Source organism: Ruegeria sp. BG11, assembly GCF_056538565.1.
Window position 1 is genome coordinate 746,769 of record NZ_JBQFTH010000001.1, and the last position, 17,364, is coordinate 764,132.

The window sequence follows — 17,364 nt, forward strand, 5'->3', positions numbered from 1 at the left end:
CCCATGCACGTCGTCTTCCGCGAAAGCCACGGGTTAGCAGAAACGGAAACCCCAACCGATCTGGGCCAGAGCCCGGCGGATTTGGTGGTGCTGTCCTTCTCGGACAGCGACCTTGGCGCTTTCGCGGCAGGCTGGCATCGCGGTGGCGGGCCGGAAGGGCGAATGCCGACCCTGCGGTTGGCGAACCTGACGGCGTTGAAGCATCCTCTGTCAGTCGACACCTATGTGGAACAGACGCTTGAGGGCGCCAAGGGCGTTCTGATCCGTCTGATTGGCGGCGTGCCTTACTGGGCCTACGGACTGCAGCAAGTTCTGTCACTTGCGCAGGCCAAGGGGATCGCGCTGGCCGTCCTGCCCGCCGACGGGCGTGAGGATACGCGGCTGGATGAGTATTCCACCCTGCCCGTCTCGACCCTGCGGCGTCTGGTACATCTCTGCGACACCGGCGGTGAAGTCGCAGCGCAGGCCGCCTTGGCGCAGATGGCATTGGCGGCGGGGCTCTATGCCGGCCCGGTTATGGGGGCTAAAACCCTGCCCGAATCTGGCGCGTGGTGTCCTGATCGCGGCGTGATTCCGGTTGAGACTGCTTTTCCGGGCGACGCAAAACGTATCATCGTCACGTTTTATCGCGCCTATCTGACCTCGGCGGACACGGCCCCCGTCGCCACCGTGATCCGCAGCTTGCGGGATCGTGGGTTCGAGGCGGTGGGCCTCTTCGCGCCCTCGCTCAAAGCACCTGCCGCCGCTGAATGGCTGCGTGACAACATCGTCGCTCTGAAGCCTTCGGCGATCATCAACGCCACCTCCTTCTCGGGCAAAGACTCGTCGGGTACATCCCCTTTGGATGCGGCGGGCGTGCCGGTATTTCAGATGGCCCTCGCCACGTCCCGCCGCAAGGCTTGGGCCGAGGCGGAACGAGGCCTCTCCCCCGCCGATCTCGCCATGCATGTGGTGCTGCCCGAAGTGGACGGGCGCATTTCGGCGGGCATCGCCTCGTTCAAAGAACCGGGCAAACGTGACCCGCATCTGGAATATTCCCGCTTTGCCCACCGGGCTGAGCAAGAACGGATCGAAGCGATTATCGACCGTGTCACCGGCTGGCTGACCCTGCATGAGAAGCCCAAGGCAGATCAGGTGCCTGCGCTTGTTCTGTCGACCTACCCCAGCAAGGACTGGCAAATGGCGCATGCGGTTGGCCTCGACGCACTGGCCTCGGCCGAGGCGATACTGACCGATCTTCAGGCCGAGGGCTACAGCACCGCACCGGCTGAGCCGATTACGGAAACCCTGCTGGACGCGCGCATTTCGTGGTCTTTGGAAGATTACCAGGCAGCCCTAGCTGACCTGCCTGAGCAACTGCGGGCCGATCTCCAAACCGTTTGGGGCAAGCCCGAAGACGACCCTGTTTTTACCGAGGGAGCGTTCCACTTCACCGCCCTGCGCCGAGGCAACGCGCTGGTTGCACTGCAACCCGAACGCGGCACGCCCGAACAGCGCGATGACGACTATCACGACTTGTCTCGCACCCCGCGTCACAGCTACGTCGCCTTCTATCTGTGGCTGCGCAAGGGGCTGGGCGCAGACGCTTTGATCCATATCGGCGCGCATGGCACTCTGGAATGGCTTCCGGGCAAGTCCGTTGCTCTGTCGGCAAATTGCTGGCCCGAGGCGCTGATCCGCGACCTGCCAGTGATCTACCCTTTCATCGTCAATGACCCGGGCGAGGCCGCGCAGGCCAAGCGTCGGATCGGGGCTGTCACGCTGGGCCATATCCCGCCCCCGATGAAGGAAAGCGGCACCCCAGATCGTATGGTACGACTGGAATCTCTGCTCGATGAGTTTTCGAACGCGGACGGGCTGGATCCCAAACGCCGCGACCGCCTTCAGGAAGATATCCGCGAGGAGGCGCACGCCATCGGGTTGGAGTGCGATCTGGGCCTCGATCAAGCCACCTGCACCGCAGAGGCAATCACCCGCATCGACCGCTTTGTCTGCGATATCAAAGAAAGCCAGTTTGGCGATGGGCTGCATATCTATGGCCGCGCGCCTGAGGTGTCCGGCACTTTCGACCCTGCGCCCTCGGCCCATGCAGAACGCAGCGCTCTGATCGACGCGCTGGCCGGGAAGCGAATCGAGGCCGGGCCGTCCGGGTCCCCCTATCGCGGACGCTCAGACGTTCTGCCGACCGGGCGGAACCTTTTCACTACCGACCCCCGCTCAGTGCCGACGCGGGCGGCTTACACCCAAGGCGTCAAACTGGCTGAGGAACTGGTCCGCCGCCACCTTCAGGAAGAAGGCGACTATCCCAAGGGGCTGATCGTCGACCTGTGGGGCTCGGCCACCATGCGCACGGCTGGCGAGGAATTCGCCATGGCGCTGCATCTGCTGGGCGTAAAACCGGTCTGGGATAAAGGGTCCGAGCGGGTCTCGGGGATCGAGGTGCTGCCGATCACTGACCTCAGCCGCCCGCGTCTGGATGTGACGCTTCGTGTGTCGGGCCTGTTCCGGGACGTCTTCCCAACCCTCTCGGCGCTTTACGGTCAGGCGATCCGCGCGTTGGCGGCGCGGGATGAGGCGACCGACTGGAACCCCTATGCCGGTCAGGCACCGACGGCCCGCGTGTTCGGCCCCGCCCCCGGCAGCTATGGCGTCAACATGACCCAACTGTCCGAGGTCTACACCGACGAGGCCCGCGCGCAGGCGGGTGAGGCGTGGCTTGAGGCCAGCTCTTTTGCGCTGGAGGGCGAGAATATCGTTCAGGATAAGGCGGGCATCACACAACGCGTGGCGCATGCCGACAGTTTTGTTCACCTGCAGGACCTGACCGAAACAGACCTGCTGCTGGCCAATGACTACGCCACGCATGAGGCCGGTTTTGCCGCCGCCAAGAAAGCAATGGGTGGCACCGCGCAGCTCTATCATCTGGACAATACCAACCCCGAAAACCCACGCGCGCGCACTCTGCCGGAAGAGATCAGCCGCGTTGTCCACGCCCGCGCTGCCAATCCGGATTGGATCGCCGGGATGCAGCGGCATGGCTTCCGTGGCGCGGCCGAGATCGCGGCAACTTTGGATCACATGGCCTCGTTTGCGCATCTCTCGGGTACCGTTGCGCCTCATCTGTTCGACCTCTACCACGATGCCACACTGGGCGATGAAGATGTGGATGCCTTCCTGCAGCAAGCCAATCCGCAGGCCCATCAGGCTATGCAGGACCGGTTCCGCGCGTTGCTGGATGCCGGGTTGTGGAATACGCGGCGTAACTCGATCCGGGCGGATCTGGAGGGGCTGGGATGAGCGCGCCCATCGTCCAAGGTTGGTGCCCCGGCGCCCACCGACCGATGATGTCTGGGGATGGGCTGGTGGTGCGCGTGCGCCCTCGGCTGGCTCGGCTGACCGCGCCACAAGCGCTTGGCCTGTGTGAACTGGCCCAGCAATTCGGCAACGGCACAATCGACCTGACCAACCGTGCGAACCTGCAGTTGCGCGGCGTGCAGGAAAGTGAACACCAGGCATTGCTGTCCGAGCTGTCCGCGCTTGGGCTGCTGGACGTAGAGCCGGGTATCGAGGTCCGGCGCAACATTCTGGTCTCACCTCTCTATCAGCCGGGCGATCTGACCGCGCGGCTGACGCAGAAATTGATCGACCGCCTGAACGAGTTGCCCGCGCTGCCGGCCAAATTCGGCTTTGCCATCGATACAGGACCGGAGCGCCTGCTGGCGGCGGATTCGGCCGATATCCGGTTGGAGCGTTCCGCCGAACGTCTGATCCTTCGCGCAGATGGGGCGCAGACCGGACGTGTCGTCTCCGAGGCGGAGGCCATTGATCACCTGATTGCTCTGGCCACTTGGTTTGCCGAGGTCTTCACGCCAGACACCCGACGCATGGCGCGGGCCGTGGTGGCGTTTGGTCTACCTGCGGAATGGCAGGGGAGCGACCCCGGCCCCATCGGTTCATCTTTACAACCGGGCGCTTGCGATCTGGGCAGCCTCTATGGCGCGACCTTCGGTCAACTCCCTGCAAATGAACTGCACGTGCTGATCCGCGACAGTGGCGCCTCTGCCCTTCGTGTCACCCCCTGGCGCCTGATCCTGCTGGAAGGCGGGGCGGCGATACCCGCACCGGGTTTTGTCATGGACGGCACCGACCCGCTTATGACCACCGACGCCTGCCCCGGTGCTCCGTTATGCCCGCAGGCGCAAGCGGAAACCCGCGATATCGCGCGCGAATTGGCCCCGCTTGTACCCGGCACACTTCATGTTTCGGGGTGTTCCAAAGGGTGCGCCCGTATGGGCCCCGCGGATGTGACTTTAGTCGGCCAGAACGAACGATTTGATCTTGTCAAACAGGGCCGTGCGGGGGATGAGCCAATCCTGCGCGGGCTGGACCCCGAAACACTGATGACGATGGACTTCACCTGATGCCCTACACTTACGAAACCGACGGCGCGGCGATCTACAAGGAGAGCTTTGCAACCATCCGGTCCGAGGCCGATCTGGCCCGATTCGACGCCGATGAAGAGCAGGTCGCCGTTCGGATGATCCACGCGGCTGGCATGGTAGGGCTGGAAGAATTCGTTCATTTCTCACCCAGTTTTGTATCCTCCGCGCGGGCCGCGCTGGAAAACGGCGCGCCGATCCTGTGTGACGCGCGCATGGTCAGCGAGGGTGTTACCCGGTTCCGCCTGCCCGCCGAAAATGAGGTGATCTGCACGCTGCATGACGAGCGCGTGCGCCCTCTGGCTGAAGAGATGAGCAACACCCGCTCTGCTGCGGCGCTAGAGTTGTGGCGCCCGCATCTTGAAGGCGCTGTGGTCGCTATCGGCAATGCGCCGACGGCTCTGTTTCACCTGCTGAACATGCTGGAAGACCCCAACTGCCCACGCCCTGCTGCCATCATCGGCTGCCCGGTGGGCTTTGTTGGCGCGGTCGAATCCAAGGACGCCCTGTGGGAGGCGCAGCCGGTGCCGTCCTGCATCGTCAAAGGCCGTCTCGGTGGCAGCGCCATCACAGTCGCCGCCATCAACGCCATCGCGAGCCGCGCCGAATGAGCGCCGGCAAGATATATGGCGTTGGCCTCGGCCCCGGTGACCCCGACCTGATGAGCGTGCGGGCCGATCGCCTGCTGCGCAATGCCCGCCACGTGGCGTTTTTCCGCAAGCCCGGCCGTAGCGGTCAGGCACGTAAGATCGTCAACAGTATGATCCCGGAAGGCGCGGTGGAGTTCCCGATGGAATACCCCGTCACAACCGAGATCCCTCTGAACGATCCGCGCTACAATGAGTTGTTGGCGGCGTTCTACGAGGACTGCGCGCACCATCTGAAAGCCCTTGCTGAGAAGGGCGAAGACGTCGTTGTGCTGTGCGAGGGCGACCCGTTTTTCTACGGCTCGTTCATGCATCTCTATACCCGCTTGCGCGACATCGCCCCCGTCGAGGTCGTCCCGGCCATTACCGGCATGTCCGGCGCTTGGACAGCAACCGGCGATCCGATCACATGGGGCGACGACATCCTGACTGTTCTGGCCGCCACCCTGCCCGAAGAGGTTCTGGCCGAGCGTATGGCGCAGACCGACGCACTGGTCGTGATGAAGATCGGGCGCAATATCGACAAGGTGAAGCGCGCGCTCAAGACCGCTGGGATGTATGACCGCGCGTGGATCGTGGAATACGCGCAAATGCCGAACCAACGCGTCTGCAAACTGTCTGAAAATTGCGAGGGGATCACCCCCTATTTCTCGATCATCCTCGTACACGGTCAGGGGCGACGGCCATGAGCGGCTGGGTCAAGATCGCAGGCCTCGGGCCAGGCAATGAAGACCTGGTCACGCCGGAAGTCTCCGCTGCGCTGGCCGAGGCGACCGATGTGGTCGGCTACATCCCCTATGTCGCGCGCGTGGCCGAACGCCCCGGCCTGACTCTGCATGCCAGTGACAACCGGGTTGAGATCGATCGTTCGCAACACGCGCTGCAGATGGCGGCCGAGGGGAAACGCGTGGTCGTTGTGTCCTCGGGTGATCCGGGTGTCTTTGCGATGGCCGCTGCGGTGTTCGAGGCGCTGGAGAACGGCCCTAAAGAATGGCGTAACATTCAGATCGACGTGCTGCCCGGGATTACCGCGATGCTGGCCGCGTCTGCCCGTGCAGGCGCGCCTATGGGGCATGATTTCTGCGCTATCAACCTTAGTGACAACCTCAAGCCCTGGTTCCTGATCGAAAAGCGGTTGCGTCTGGCAGCGCAGGCGGATTTCTCGATGGCCTTTTACAACCCACGCTCGAAGTCGCGGCCAGAAGGCTTTGTAAAGACGCTGAAAATCCTGCGTGAGGAATGTGAGCCTGAACGCCTGATCCTTTTCGCGCGCGCCGTGTCGCGCGAGGACGAAGCGATCCGGATCTCCACTCTGGTCGAGGCCACGCCCGAGATGGCGGATATGCAGACGGTGGTCATTGTCGGATCATCGCGCACCCGCGTGATCGAACGCGACGGCGCGCCGATCGTCTACACCCCGAGGTTCACCCCAGAATGAGCCAGCCAGTCCAGAACCTGTGCAATCGTCGACAGCTCGGTCCGCTCTGGCAGGACGGGTCGGTCGATCATCAGCACTGGCAGGCCCAGCGCCCGCGCCGCGTCCAGCTTGGCCCGCGCGCCGGTGCCGCCTGCGTTCTTGGACACAACCAACTGCGACCCGTGCCTTTGCATCAGCGCGCGATCGTCAGCCTCGGCAAACGGGCCGCGAGCGACAACCACGTCGGCATTCGGCAAGGGCAGCTCATCGGGCGCATCGACCAGACGCAGCAGATAGCGATGCTGGGGCTGGGCCGAGAAGTCCTTAAGATGCATCCGGCCAACGGCAAGGAACACGCGCTGCGCCTCGACGTTCAACGCGTCAACTGCGGCGGGGATATCGGGAACGTGTCGCCAGTCATCACCGGGCTGCGCGCGCCAAGCGGGTCGCGTCAGCGCGGCCATTGGCGTTTGCGCTGCACGGCAGGCCTCAATCGCGTTTCGGCTCATCTGCGAGGCGAATGGATGAGTCGCGTCAATCACATGGCTGATCCCGTTGTCGCGGATATAAGCAACCAGACCCTGCACGCCGCCAAACCCACCGACCCGAACCGGCAAGGGCTGCGGGCGCGGATTTTCGACCCGGCCTGCGTAGGAATAGGTCGCCGCAAGCCCCTGTTCGGAAACGGTTTTGGCCAAAGCGTTCGCCTCGGTCGTGCCGCCCAGAATAAGCACATTGGGGATCAGGGGGTTGGTCATGTCTGATACTCCGTGGCTAACCGTTCTGGGCCTTGGTGAAGATGGGCTTGATGGCCTGTCGCCCGCAAACCGTCAAGTGCTGGATCGGGCCGAGGTCATCATGGGCCCGCCTCGCCACCTTTCGCTGGTGCCGGAAACAGGGGCTGAGCGGATCGAATGGCCGGTGCCTTTCTCCGACGGTCTGCCGATCTTGACCGGACTTCGGGGTCGTGCGACGGTGGTTCTGGCCTCGGGCGATCCCTTCTGGTTCGGCGCGGGCTCGGTGATTGCACGCAATTTCGAGGCTGCCGAGTGGACAGCGCGACCCGGCCAATCGACCTTTTCGCTGGCCGCCGCGCGTTTGGGGTGGCCGTTAGAGGGCACCCAGACCTTTGGCCTTCACGCCGCTCCTCTGACGCGTTTGCGACCGCACCTGTCTCCGGGGCTAAGGGCGATCATCCTGTTGCGCAATGGTGCTGCCGTTGCAGAGCTTGCGACCTATCTGACTGAGACCGGGTTCGCCGATACCCAGTTGCACGTGATGGAGGCATTGGGCGGCCCGCGTGAACGCGCGCGCTCGGTCTCGTTGACCGAAGCGCTTCTGGGCACGTTCGATCACCCGGTCTGCGTCGGGCTGGAGGTTGCGGGCGAAGGGCGCGTTTTCCCCAAGGCCTCGGGCAAGCCCGACGATATTTTCGAAACCGACGGCCAGATCACCAAACGCCCCATTCGAGCGCTAACCCTGTCGGCGTTGGCCCCGCAACGCGGCGAGCATCTGTGGGATATTGGCGGCGGCACGGGCTCGATCAGCATTGAATGGCTGATGTGTGATCCGACCATGACGGCCACAACCATCGAACCCCGCGTAGATCGCGCCGAACGCATCCGGCGCAATGCCGATGCGTTGGGGCAAGATCGGTTGAATGTCGTTCACGGTACGGCGCCGGATGCGCTGTCAGGTCTGCCTCTGCCCGATGTTGTGTTCATTGGAGGCGGTCTCAGCGCCGATCTCTTGGCGTGGCTGCGCAATGCCCTTCCATCAGGCGCCCGCTTGGTCGCCAACGCCGTTACTTTGGAAAGCGAAGCACTGCTGGCCCGCTGGCACGAAGAATTGGGCGGAGATCTTTTGCGGATTGAGCTTGCGCACTCGGCACCACTCGGCCCCCGGCGTGGTTGGAAATCGGCCTATCCGGTCGTGCAATGGACTGTGACGCTATGATCGTCGCAGGCCTTGGCTTTTCATCAAGCGCAACAGTGGACAGCCTGCGCACGGCTTATGACGCCGCTGCCGCTGATCATGACGTTCAAGCCTTGGCAACCGTCGCCGACAAAGAGGGTCACCTGGCTCTGGCCAGTTTCGCAGAAGGCCTTGCCCTGCCCTTGCATTTCGTTGCCGCAGCCGATCTGGCCGGGCAGCACACCCTGACATGCTCGAACCGCAGCCGCGCCACCTATGGCACTGGTAGCGTGGCCGAAGCATCCGCATTGGTCGCCGCCGGGAATGGCGCGCGGCTTCTTTCACCCAGACATATCTCGGACGACCGGCTGGCGACATGCGCCATTGCCATCGGAGGACACTCATGACCGTTCATTTCATCGGCGCCGGACCGGGCGCCGCCGATCTGCTCACCCTGCGTGGGCGCGATATCATCGCCTCTTGCCCCGTTTGCCTCTATGCGGGATCCTTGGTGCCCGAAGAGATTTTAGGCCACTGCCCCGAAGGCGCGAAGATCATCAACACCGCGCCGATGGATCTGGATCAGATCATGGCCGAGATCGACGCGGCCCATCAGGCTGGCCATGACGTGGCACGCCTGCATTCTGGTGATCTGTCCGTCTGGTCGGCGATGGGTGAGCAAATCCGCCGTCTGAAAGAGATGGGCATTCCCGTCAGCGTGACCCCGGGGGTGCCTTCATTCGCGGCAGCTGCGGCGTCTTTGGGCACAGAGTTAACCTTGCCCGGCCTGGCGCAATCGGTGGTCCTGACGCGGACCCCGGGCCGTGCGTCCTCGATGCCCGAAGGCGAAACACTGGAAAACTTCGCCCGCACCGGCGCGACCCTGGCCATTCATTTGTCGATCGGCAACCTGGACAAGGTGATTGCCGATCTGAGCCCTGCCTATGGCGCGGACTGCCCCGTAGCGGTCGTCTACCGGGCCAGCTGGCCGGATGAGCGGATCATCCGCGCGACGCTTGCCACCCTCAAAGACATGCTGGACGAGAGCATCTCGCGCACCGCGCTGATCATGGTCGGGCCTGCGCTGGCGGGTGAAGGGTTCGACGAAAGCTGCCTGTATTCGAAAGACTATGACCGCCGCTATCGCCCACAGAGCGCGGACAGCCCGTGGTCAAGCTGGAGCCCTGAGGATGAATGACACGATGACGAACCCTCCGGGCATTCTGATCTCGGCCCCCTCTTCGGGGACCGGCAAAACCACCGTGATGCTGGGCCTTTTGCGGGCGCTGGCTGAGGATGGCCTCACCGTACAGCCGTTCAAGAGCGGCCCTGATTATATCGACCCGGCCTTTCACCGCGCAGCGGCAGGGCGGGCTTCGTTCAACCTCGACAGTTGGGCGATGGGCGACGGGCTGCTTGGCGCGATCTCGGATCAGGCCGAAGGGGCCGATATCGTGGTGGCCGAAGGCTCGATGGGTCTTTTCGATGGCGTCGCCAAACCCGGCGAGCTGGGCCACGGGTCCAGTGCCGAAACCGCGCAACGCATGGGCTGGCCCGTTGTATTGGTTTTGGACATGGGCGGTCAGGCCCAATCGGCAGCGGCGACCGCTCTGGGGTTCAAGATGTACAACCCTGACCTGCCTTTTGCCGGAGTTATCCTGAACCGCTGCGCCAGCCCTCGGCATGAGCGGTTGACGCGGTTGGGTATGGAACGGGCAGGCCTGCCGGTTCTGGGCGTATTGCCCCGTCGCGGAGACCTGACCCTGCCGGAACGTCATCTGGGGTTGATCCAAGCGATTGAGCATCCCGATCTGGAAAGTGCCATCGTAGGTTACGCCGCATTCCTGCGGGAACATGTGGACCTTGAGGCGATCAAACTGGCGGCTTCCTCAGGCCCCAAAGGGCCATCGTCAGCCGCGCTACCGCGGCCCCCGGCGCAACGAATCGCGCTGGCCCGGGATGCCGCGTTTTCGTTCACCTATCCGCATCTGTTAGAGGGCTGGCGTGCGGCGGGGGCCGAGATCCTGCCGTTTTCGCCATTGGCCAATGAAGCCCCTGCCGATGATGCCGATCTGGTTTGGTTGCCGGGCGGGTATCCGGAGCTGCACGCAGGCACTCTGGCTGCCGCAGACACATTCCTGACCGGTTTGCGGAATCACGCGGAGACCAAGCCGGTGCATGGGGAATGCGGTGGCTACATGGCCCTTGGTGACGTTCTGATCGACAAGGAGGGCGTGCCGCACCAGATGGCCGGATTGCTTGGGCTGCAGACCTCGTACCAGAAGCGCAAATTCAATCTGGGGTATCGCCGGGCCGAACTGCTGGCTCCGATGCCAGGGTTTGCGCAAGGCGCATCGCTGCGTGGGCATGAGTTCCACTATTCCTCGATCATCGAACAGCCTGATGCACCGCTGGCGCGCGTGTTCGATGCCGAAGGGGATGAAGGCCCGCAGACCGGATCGCGCCGTGGCAACGTCACAGGTACCTTCTTTCACCTCATCGCCGAGGCCTCGGCATGAGCGGGTTTGTATCATTCATCGGATCCGGTCCAGGAGACCCGGAATTGCTGACCCTGAAGGCCGTGGATCGGATGCAGAAGGCCGACGCCGTGCTGTTCGACGATCTGAGCAGCGGGCCGATTCTGAGCCACGCACAACCGGATGCGGATCTTGTGGGCGTCGGCAAACGGGCCGGGCGGCCCTCGCCCAAACAGGATCATGTCAGCCGCCTGCTCGTGGAATACGCGCAGACCGGACAACGGGTCGTGCGGCTGAAATCTGGCGATGGCGGCATGTTCGGACGGCTTGAGGAAGAGGTCGTCGCTCTGCGCGCTGCCGGGATCGACTATGAGATCATCCCAGGCATCCCCTCGGCCATCGCAGCCGCTGCCGCTGCCGGTATTCCGCTGACACGCAGGCTGACGGCCCGGCGTGTACAGTTTGTTACCGGGCATGATGTCAGCGGGCAGTTGCCTCCGGATCTGAATCTGGCCGCTTTGGCGGATGCTGCGGCAACCACTGTTGTTTTTATGGGCAAACGAACCTTTCCGCTGTTGGTCCAAGCGCTGCACACCAACGGCCTTCCGCTGGATACGCCCGCCCTGATGGCGGAATCCGTTTCCACACCGGATCAGAAGCTGCACCGTTCGACCATTGGCGCGCTGGCCGAAAAGTTGAAATCCGAGATCGGAACGGCCCCCGCCCTGATCCTCTATGGTCCATTGGCGGAGTACGAGGATGTATGAACTGTCCCTGATCGGCATCGGCACCGGAAATCCCGATCACGTAACCCTGCAAGGCGCGCAAGCAATCCGCGAGGCGGATTTGATCTTGATCCCGCGCAAGGGTGAGAACAAAGCCGACCTTGCCGGGCTGCGGGAGGAGATCATCGCCAAGGTCACTGAGACCCCTCCGCAGATCGCGTATTTCGATATCCCCAAACGCCGCTCGGATGACGGATATCTGCAAGGTGTGGATGAATGGCACGATGCCATTGCTCTGCGCTGGCAAGAAGCGATGACGGCGCATCCTGAGGCCTCGAAGATCGCCCTGTTGATCTGGGGTGATCCTTCGCTTTACGACAGCTCCCTGCGGATTGCCTCTCGACTGGACCCACAACCGCGCAAACGGGTGATTCCTGGGATTACCGCGCTACAGGCACTGACGGCAGCCCATGCCATTCCCATCAACGATATCGGCGCGCCTTATGTTGTTACCACTGGTCGTCGTATTCGCGACGAAGGCTGGCCCTCGGACGCCACCAAGGTTGCCGTGATGCTGGACGGCGAGTGTTCGTTTCAGTCTCTGGATATGGAGGCGTTCGATATCTGGTGGGGCGCCTATGTCGGCATGAAGGAAGAAGTACTGATTTACGGCCCGTTGGATAAGGTGGCCGAGACCATTTTGACTACCCGTGCGCAGGCCCGGGCCGATCATGGTTGGATCATGGATATCTACCTGCTGCAAAAGCGGTCGTCCTGAAGACTCATACGAAAATGTGAATGCAGCGATGTGCGAAACCTGCTCTAGTAGGGTACCAACAAGACGGAGATCCTGTGGTGAGAGCAATCTGTGCTGCGTTCTACTTGCTGGCTTCGCCTGCCTTGGCGGATCAGGCCCTGCCGGGATGGGCGGTTCATGACACGGTGAAATCCTATGACGCGCTGGTGGCTGACACCAAGGCTGCCGTCAAGGAACACGGGCTGATCGTTGTCACTCAGGCCGGGCCGACCAAAGCGGCGGCGGCCCGTGGGATCACCATTCCGGGCAATCGAGTTATCGGCGTGTTCAACAACGACTATGCGGTGCGGGTCCTGGAAACCTCGACCGCGGCGATGATCGAGGCACCGATTCGCCTATATGTCACCGAAAATGACGACGGCACTGCGAGCTTGTCCTACAAAACCCCCAGCTTTGTGTTTGAGCCTTACGCGGATCAGGGCGGGCAGACCCTGTCCGATATTGCCGCAGAACTGGACCAAAAGTTTCAATCCATCGCGGAAACAGCCGTCAAATAGTCACACTGATGTGAACCCGCTTGCCTCTTGCCGGTGTGTCAGACATTTGCTGTCACATATCTTTTTCTCGGAGCATGACTGATGCAGGACCTCTCTCCCCGCGCGGCGGATCTACTGGCTCAACGATTGTATGAGGCAGGGTGCCGCCATGCTTTCGGCATGCCGGGCGGCGAGGTTCTGACGCTGGTGGACGCGCTGGAACGGGCCGGCATCACTTTTCATCTGACCAAGCACGAGAACGCAGCCGGGTTCATGGCCGAAGCCGTCCATCACCGCGATGGCGCGCCCGCGATACTGGTTGCAACCCTCGGCCCCGGCGCGATGAACGGGATCAACGTGGTTGCCAACGCGCTGCAAGACCGGGTCCCGATGATCGTGCTGACCGGCTGCGTCGACGCGGATGAGGCGCTGACTTACACGCATCAGGTCATGGATCACAGCCTAGTTTATCGCTCGATCACCAAAGGGACCTTTACCCTGACCGCCGAGGGCGCAGATATCATCGCCGACAAAGCGGTGTCGCTTGCCAATCAACCCCGCCCCGGCCCAGTGCATATCGACGTGCCGATCTCGGTCGCGGATACCCGCGTCTCATCGACGAAACGCCGCCGTCTGGCCAAGGTTGCCGCCGTGGCGCCCGAAGGCGATTGCCTGTCCAAGGCCCGTCGCTGGGTGGCCGAAGCCGAGCGTCCGATTGCGATCATCGGGCTGGACGTCCTCTATGACGACTCGCGCAGCGTGGTTCAGGCGTTTCTGGAGCATTTCAGCATCCCCTTCGTCACGACCTACAAAGCAAAGGGCGTGGTGCCCGAAGATCATCCGCTCTGTTTGGGCGGTGCCGGGTTGTCCCCTCTGGCCGACAAACACCTTGTCCCGCTGGTGGAACAGGCCGATCTGGTTCTCTGCCTGGGCTATGACCCTATCGAAATGCGCCCTGGCTGGCGCGAGATCTGGGATCCCGAGGAAACGCGCGTCATCGACATCTCGGCCGTGGTCAATGATCACTACATGCATCAGGCCGGGCTGAACCTTGTCGCCGATACTGGCCAGACCCTCGAAGCCATCGCCAAAGGCAACCCCGCCCGTGCCACATGGCCTGCCGGAGAACCCGCGAAGGTCAAAGCCGCTTTGGCGGAAGCCTTCCCGCAGGAAGACGATTGGGGCCCAGCTGGTGTGATCGCCGAGACCCGTGCTGCCCTGCCCGCGTATACTCTGGCAACGGCGGATAGTGGCGCGCACCGCATTCTCCTCAGCCAGATGTGGGAGTGTTCGGAACCACGCGGGCTGATCCAGTCGTCGGCCCTTTGTACCATGGGCTGCGCTGTTCCTATGGCAATCGGGCTGAAACTGGCGGAACCGAACCGCCCGGTGATCAGCTTTTCGGGCGATGCCGGGTTTCTGATGGTCGCCGGTGAGCTTTCGACCGCCGCCGAAATGGGCGGCAACCCGATCTTTCTGGTCTTTGTCGACGCCTCCCTCGCCCTGATCGAGTTGAAACAGCGCCAACGGCAGATGGGCAACAACGGGGTCGATTTCGACCGACATGACTTTGCCGCCCTGGGCCGCGCGTTCGGAGGCTATGGACACACGGTCCGCAACCGCGCAGAACTGCGTGCAGCACTGGATGAGGCAGTCAAAGCCGACCGCTTCACCGTCATCGCTGCCGAGATCGAGCGTGGAGGATATGATGGCCGAATCTAATGGGCCGCTCAAAGGCGTAAAGGTTCTGGACCTGTCGCGCATTCTGGCCGGACCGACCTGCACCCAGCTGCTAGGCGATCTGGGCGCAAGTGTCATCAAGATCGAAAACCCCTCGACCGGTGGGGATGATACGCGCCAATGGGGCCCTCCCTATGTTGAGGATGAAGCGGGCAACCGTTCCGACCTGAGCGCCTATTTCATGTCGGCCAACCGGAACAAGAAATCCGTCGCCATCGACATTGCAACGCCTGAAGGACAAGCCGAGATCAAACGGCTGGCCTCGCATGCTGATATCCTGATCGAGAATTTCAAACCCGGCGGGCTGGCGAAATACGGGCTGGATTACAACAGCTTGTCGCAGGATCTTCCCGGCCTCGTCTATTGCTCGATTTCCGGCTACGGGCAGACGGGACCAAACTCCAGCAAGCCCGGCTATGACCTGATGGCGCAAGGGTATGGTGGGATCATGTCCCTGACCGGCGACCCCGAGGGCGCGCCGATGAAGGTAGGCGTCGGCATCGCCGATGTGATGTGCGGCATGTACGCAACCGTTGGCATTCTGGCAGCGTTGCGCCACCGCGACCTAACTGGTGAAGGGCAACAGATCGACCTTGCGTTGGTGGATGCCCAGATCTCATGGTTGATCAATGAGGGCACAAACTACCTGACCTCGGGCCAGGTACCTCAGCGACGCGGCAACGGACATCCCAATATTGTCCCATATGAGGTTTATGAGACAGCAGATGGTCACGTGATTTTGGCCGTTGGAAATGACAGCCAGTTCCGCAGGTTCTGCGCGTTCATCGGCCACGCGGATCTTGCCGACGACGCACGCTTTGCCACCAATCCGGCGCGACTGGAGCACCGTGACGCACTGAACACTATCCTGCGCCCGGCGATGAAACAGCGCCCGACGACGACTGTGATTTCCGAGCTTGAGGCCCTCAAGGTGCCCGTCGGCCCGGTGCAAACGGTGGATCAGGTGTTTGACACCGATCAGGTCGCCGCGCGGCAGATGAAGATCGCCATGCAGGCCCAACCGGGAGAGGTGAATCTGATCGGCAATCCGCTCAACCTGTCGCTCACGCCTGTAACATATCGGCATGCGCCGCCGGTCTTCGGGGCCGATACTGATGATATTTTGAGCGCTGAAAACCCGTTCGAAGATTGAAACACTTGCATGTTTCGGCAGCAACTTGCTGAAACATGCCCTTGAATCGGCGGTTTTTTTCACTTTTTTCACACACGCGATTTCACCAATTCGAGAGCAGGGTCGATACTGTTACGAGGCCGTCGCAGACTCTGGTAAATCGAACAGTGTCAAATACCGCAACCAGATTGGACCCAAGTATGAAACAAGACGTTTTTGGACAGATGAACACTCTGACCCACCCGGCGGCAGTCGAGGCATGGGACGGTGTTCTGCTTGGGTTCATGGCGCATGCGGCGATTACCCCCCAGCATTTGGGCAACGTATTGGAGCTCGAGCCCGACTTCGCTTTGGGCCACGCGGTCAAGGGCCTGTTCATGGTTCTTCTGGGCCGACGCGAGATGCTACCCGTAGCCGTCGACGCGCTGAGCGCCGCCAATGAAGCGATGAAACGCCAGCCCATCTCGAAGCGAGAGCAGCTATTTGTTGAGGCCCTGTCCCTCTATCTGGCGGACCTGCCCTCGCAGGCCGTGCAGAAATTCGAAGAGGTGCTGCGCGCGTATCCGACGGACTCGCTGGCAATGAAGCTCAGCCATGCGACCCGGTTTGTGCTGGGCGATGCGGAGGGCATGCGGCGCTCGATCGAACGCGTCATGCCCGCTTATGAGCCGGATCATGCGGGCCGCGGATACTTGCTGGGCTGTCATTCCTTCGCGTTGGAAGAGACCGGATCCTACGAAAAGGCCGAGATTGCCGGTCGTCAGGCACTGTGGATGGTGTCCGACGATGCCTGGGGTCTGCACGCGGTCGCCCATGTTCACGAGATGACGGGCAATGCTCAACTCGGCCTGGATTGGCTGGCAGGGCGTGAGGACGCCTGGGCTCATTGCAACAACTTCCGCTATCACGTTTGGTGGCACAAGGCGCTGATGCATCTGGATCTGGGTCAGGTTGATCAGGTCATCGACCTCTATGACCAGCATATCCGCAAGGACAAGACTGACGATTATCGCGATATCTCGAACGCAACCTCGCTGCTCTCCAGGATGGAGCTCGAAGGCATTGATGTTGGCGACCGCTGGGAGGAGTTGGCCGATCTCAGCGCCGCCCGGACCGAAGATGGCTGCCTGATTTTCGCCGACCTGCATTATCTGCTGGCTCTGACCGGCGACAACCGCTCGGACGCGACGGGCAAGATGCTGCAGCGCATCCAGAAAGACGCGCAGCGCAATCAAGGCGACACACCGATCCGCATGTCTGACCCCGGCATTGCTGCTGCAAAAGGGCTTGAGGCCTTTGGTGATGGTCTGTACGGCGCGGCGTTTGATTTCCTGTCGACCGCCCGCTCGGGCATGCAGTTGGCCGGTGGCAGTCACGCCCAACGTGATGTATTCGAGCGCATCACAATTGATTCCGGCCTGCGCGCCGGGCGCCTGGACGCGGTCGAGCGTATTCTGGATGACCGCCGCGCCAAACGCGCCGGAGGCGAGGACAATTACGCACTCGCGCGCCGCGCCCTGATCAACGCAGCCCGCGACAACGGCGACGCACAAAGCGTCCCGGCTGAATAACAAAAAGAC

16 protein-coding genes are annotated in these 17,364 nt (G+C 62.3%); 15 read left to right on the forward strand and 1 reads right to left on the reverse strand.

The genetic code is table 11. The features are described 5' to 3' along the window. Window positions 1-3 precede the first annotated feature (3 nt). The 5 genes from cobN to cobJ are packed head-to-tail and all read left to right on the forward strand — an operon-like array spanning window position 4 to window position 6,524. Complete coding sequence (gene cobN / locus ACR0JF_RS03765) at window positions 4-3,297, forward strand: cobaltochelatase subunit CobN (protein WP_170660251.1); 3,294 nt, start codon at window positions 4-6, stop codon at window positions 3,295-3,297. Further along, entirely contained in the window at window positions 3,294-4,421 is a 1,128-nt protein-coding gene (gene cobG, locus ACR0JF_RS03770; protein WP_170660252.1) for a precorrin-3B synthase, read from the forward strand. The genes cobN and cobG overlap by 4 nt, the downstream gene beginning before the upstream one ends. Further along, the gene (locus tag ACR0JF_RS03775; RefSeq protein WP_170660253.1) at window positions 4,421-5,050 is read left to right on the forward strand and encodes a precorrin-8X methylmutase; all 630 of its coding nucleotides are present in this window, start codon (window positions 4,421-4,423) and stop codon (window positions 5,048-5,050) included. The genes cobG and ACR0JF_RS03775 overlap by 1 nt, the downstream gene beginning before the upstream one ends. Continuing rightward, window positions 5,047-5,775 (forward strand): precorrin-2 C(20)-methyltransferase, encoded by a 729-nt coding sequence (locus tag ACR0JF_RS03780; RefSeq protein WP_170660254.1) that lies wholly within the window; start codon window positions 5,047-5,049, stop codon window positions 5,773-5,775. Before ACR0JF_RS03775 ends, ACR0JF_RS03780 begins: the two co-directional genes overlap by 4 nt. Then, on the forward strand, window positions 5,772-6,524 hold the full coding sequence (gene cobJ, locus ACR0JF_RS03785; RefSeq protein WP_170660255.1) for a precorrin-3B C(17)-methyltransferase: 753 nt from the start codon (window positions 5,772-5,774) through the stop codon (window positions 6,522-6,524). Before ACR0JF_RS03780 ends, cobJ begins: the two co-directional genes overlap by 4 nt. Here the strand turns inward: cobJ and ACR0JF_RS03790 are convergent. Beyond that, window positions 6,497-7,261 carry a cobalt-precorrin-6A reductase gene (locus ACR0JF_RS03790; RefSeq protein WP_170660256.1) on the reverse strand — a complete coding sequence of 255 codons (765 nt, stop codon included), beginning with the start codon at window positions 7,259-7,261 and terminating at the stop codon, window positions 6,497-6,499. The genes cobJ and ACR0JF_RS03790 overlap by 28 nt on opposite strands. Between ACR0JF_RS03790 and cbiE the strand changes: the two genes are divergently transcribed. From cbiE to ACR0JF_RS03840, 10 genes are all read left to right on the forward strand, one after another. Continuing rightward, window positions 7,260-8,459, forward strand: a complete 1,200-nt coding sequence (gene cbiE, locus ACR0JF_RS03795) for a precorrin-6y C5,15-methyltransferase (decarboxylating) subunit CbiE (protein WP_170660257.1) — start codon at window positions 7,260-7,262, stop codon at window positions 8,457-8,459. The genes ACR0JF_RS03790 and cbiE overlap by 2 nt on opposite strands. Further along, window positions 8,456-8,824: a cobalamin biosynthesis protein gene (locus ACR0JF_RS03800; RefSeq protein WP_170660308.1), complete on the forward strand. Its 369-nt coding sequence runs from the start codon at window positions 8,456-8,458 to the stop codon at window positions 8,822-8,824. Before cbiE ends, ACR0JF_RS03800 begins: the two co-directional genes overlap by 4 nt. Beyond that, window positions 8,821-9,615 (forward strand): precorrin-4 C(11)-methyltransferase, encoded by a 795-nt coding sequence (cobM, locus tag ACR0JF_RS03805; protein WP_170660258.1) that lies wholly within the window; start codon window positions 8,821-8,823, stop codon window positions 9,613-9,615. Before ACR0JF_RS03800 ends, cobM begins: the two co-directional genes overlap by 4 nt. Next, window positions 9,608-10,936, forward strand: coding sequence for a cobyrinic acid a,c-diamide synthase CobB (locus ACR0JF_RS03810; protein ID WP_170660259.1), 1,329 nt, complete (start codon window positions 9,608-9,610; stop codon window positions 10,934-10,936). The genes cobM and ACR0JF_RS03810 overlap by 8 nt, the downstream gene beginning before the upstream one ends. After that, complete coding sequence (gene cobA, locus ACR0JF_RS03815) at window positions 10,933-11,661, forward strand: uroporphyrinogen-III C-methyltransferase (protein ID WP_170660260.1); 729 nt, start codon at window positions 10,933-10,935, stop codon at window positions 11,659-11,661. The genes ACR0JF_RS03810 and cobA overlap by 4 nt, the downstream gene beginning before the upstream one ends. Further along, window positions 11,654-12,397 (forward strand): precorrin-6A synthase (deacetylating), encoded by a 744-nt coding sequence (gene cobF, locus ACR0JF_RS03820; protein ID WP_170660261.1) that lies wholly within the window; start codon window positions 11,654-11,656, stop codon window positions 12,395-12,397. Before cobA ends, cobF begins: the two co-directional genes overlap by 8 nt. A gap of 77 nt (window positions 12,398-12,474) precedes the next feature. Then, entirely contained in the window at window positions 12,475-12,933 is a 459-nt protein-coding gene (locus ACR0JF_RS03825; protein WP_480668893.1) for a DUF302 domain-containing protein, read from the forward strand. 81 nt (window positions 12,934-13,014) lie between these two features. Next, entirely contained in the window at window positions 13,015-14,634 is a 1,620-nt protein-coding gene (locus tag ACR0JF_RS03830) for a thiamine pyrophosphate-binding protein (RefSeq protein WP_170660263.1), read from the forward strand. After that, a complete protein-coding gene (locus ACR0JF_RS03835; protein WP_170660264.1) occupies window positions 14,621-15,805 on the forward strand; it encodes a CoA transferase in 1,185 nt (394 codons plus the stop codon). Before ACR0JF_RS03830 ends, ACR0JF_RS03835 begins: the two co-directional genes overlap by 14 nt. 179 nt (window positions 15,806-15,984) lie before the next feature. Beyond that, window positions 15,985-17,355, forward strand: coding sequence for a tetratricopeptide repeat protein (locus tag ACR0JF_RS03840; protein WP_170660265.1), 1,371 nt, complete (start codon window positions 15,985-15,987; stop codon window positions 17,353-17,355). Window positions 17,356-17,364: the final 9 nt, after the last annotated feature.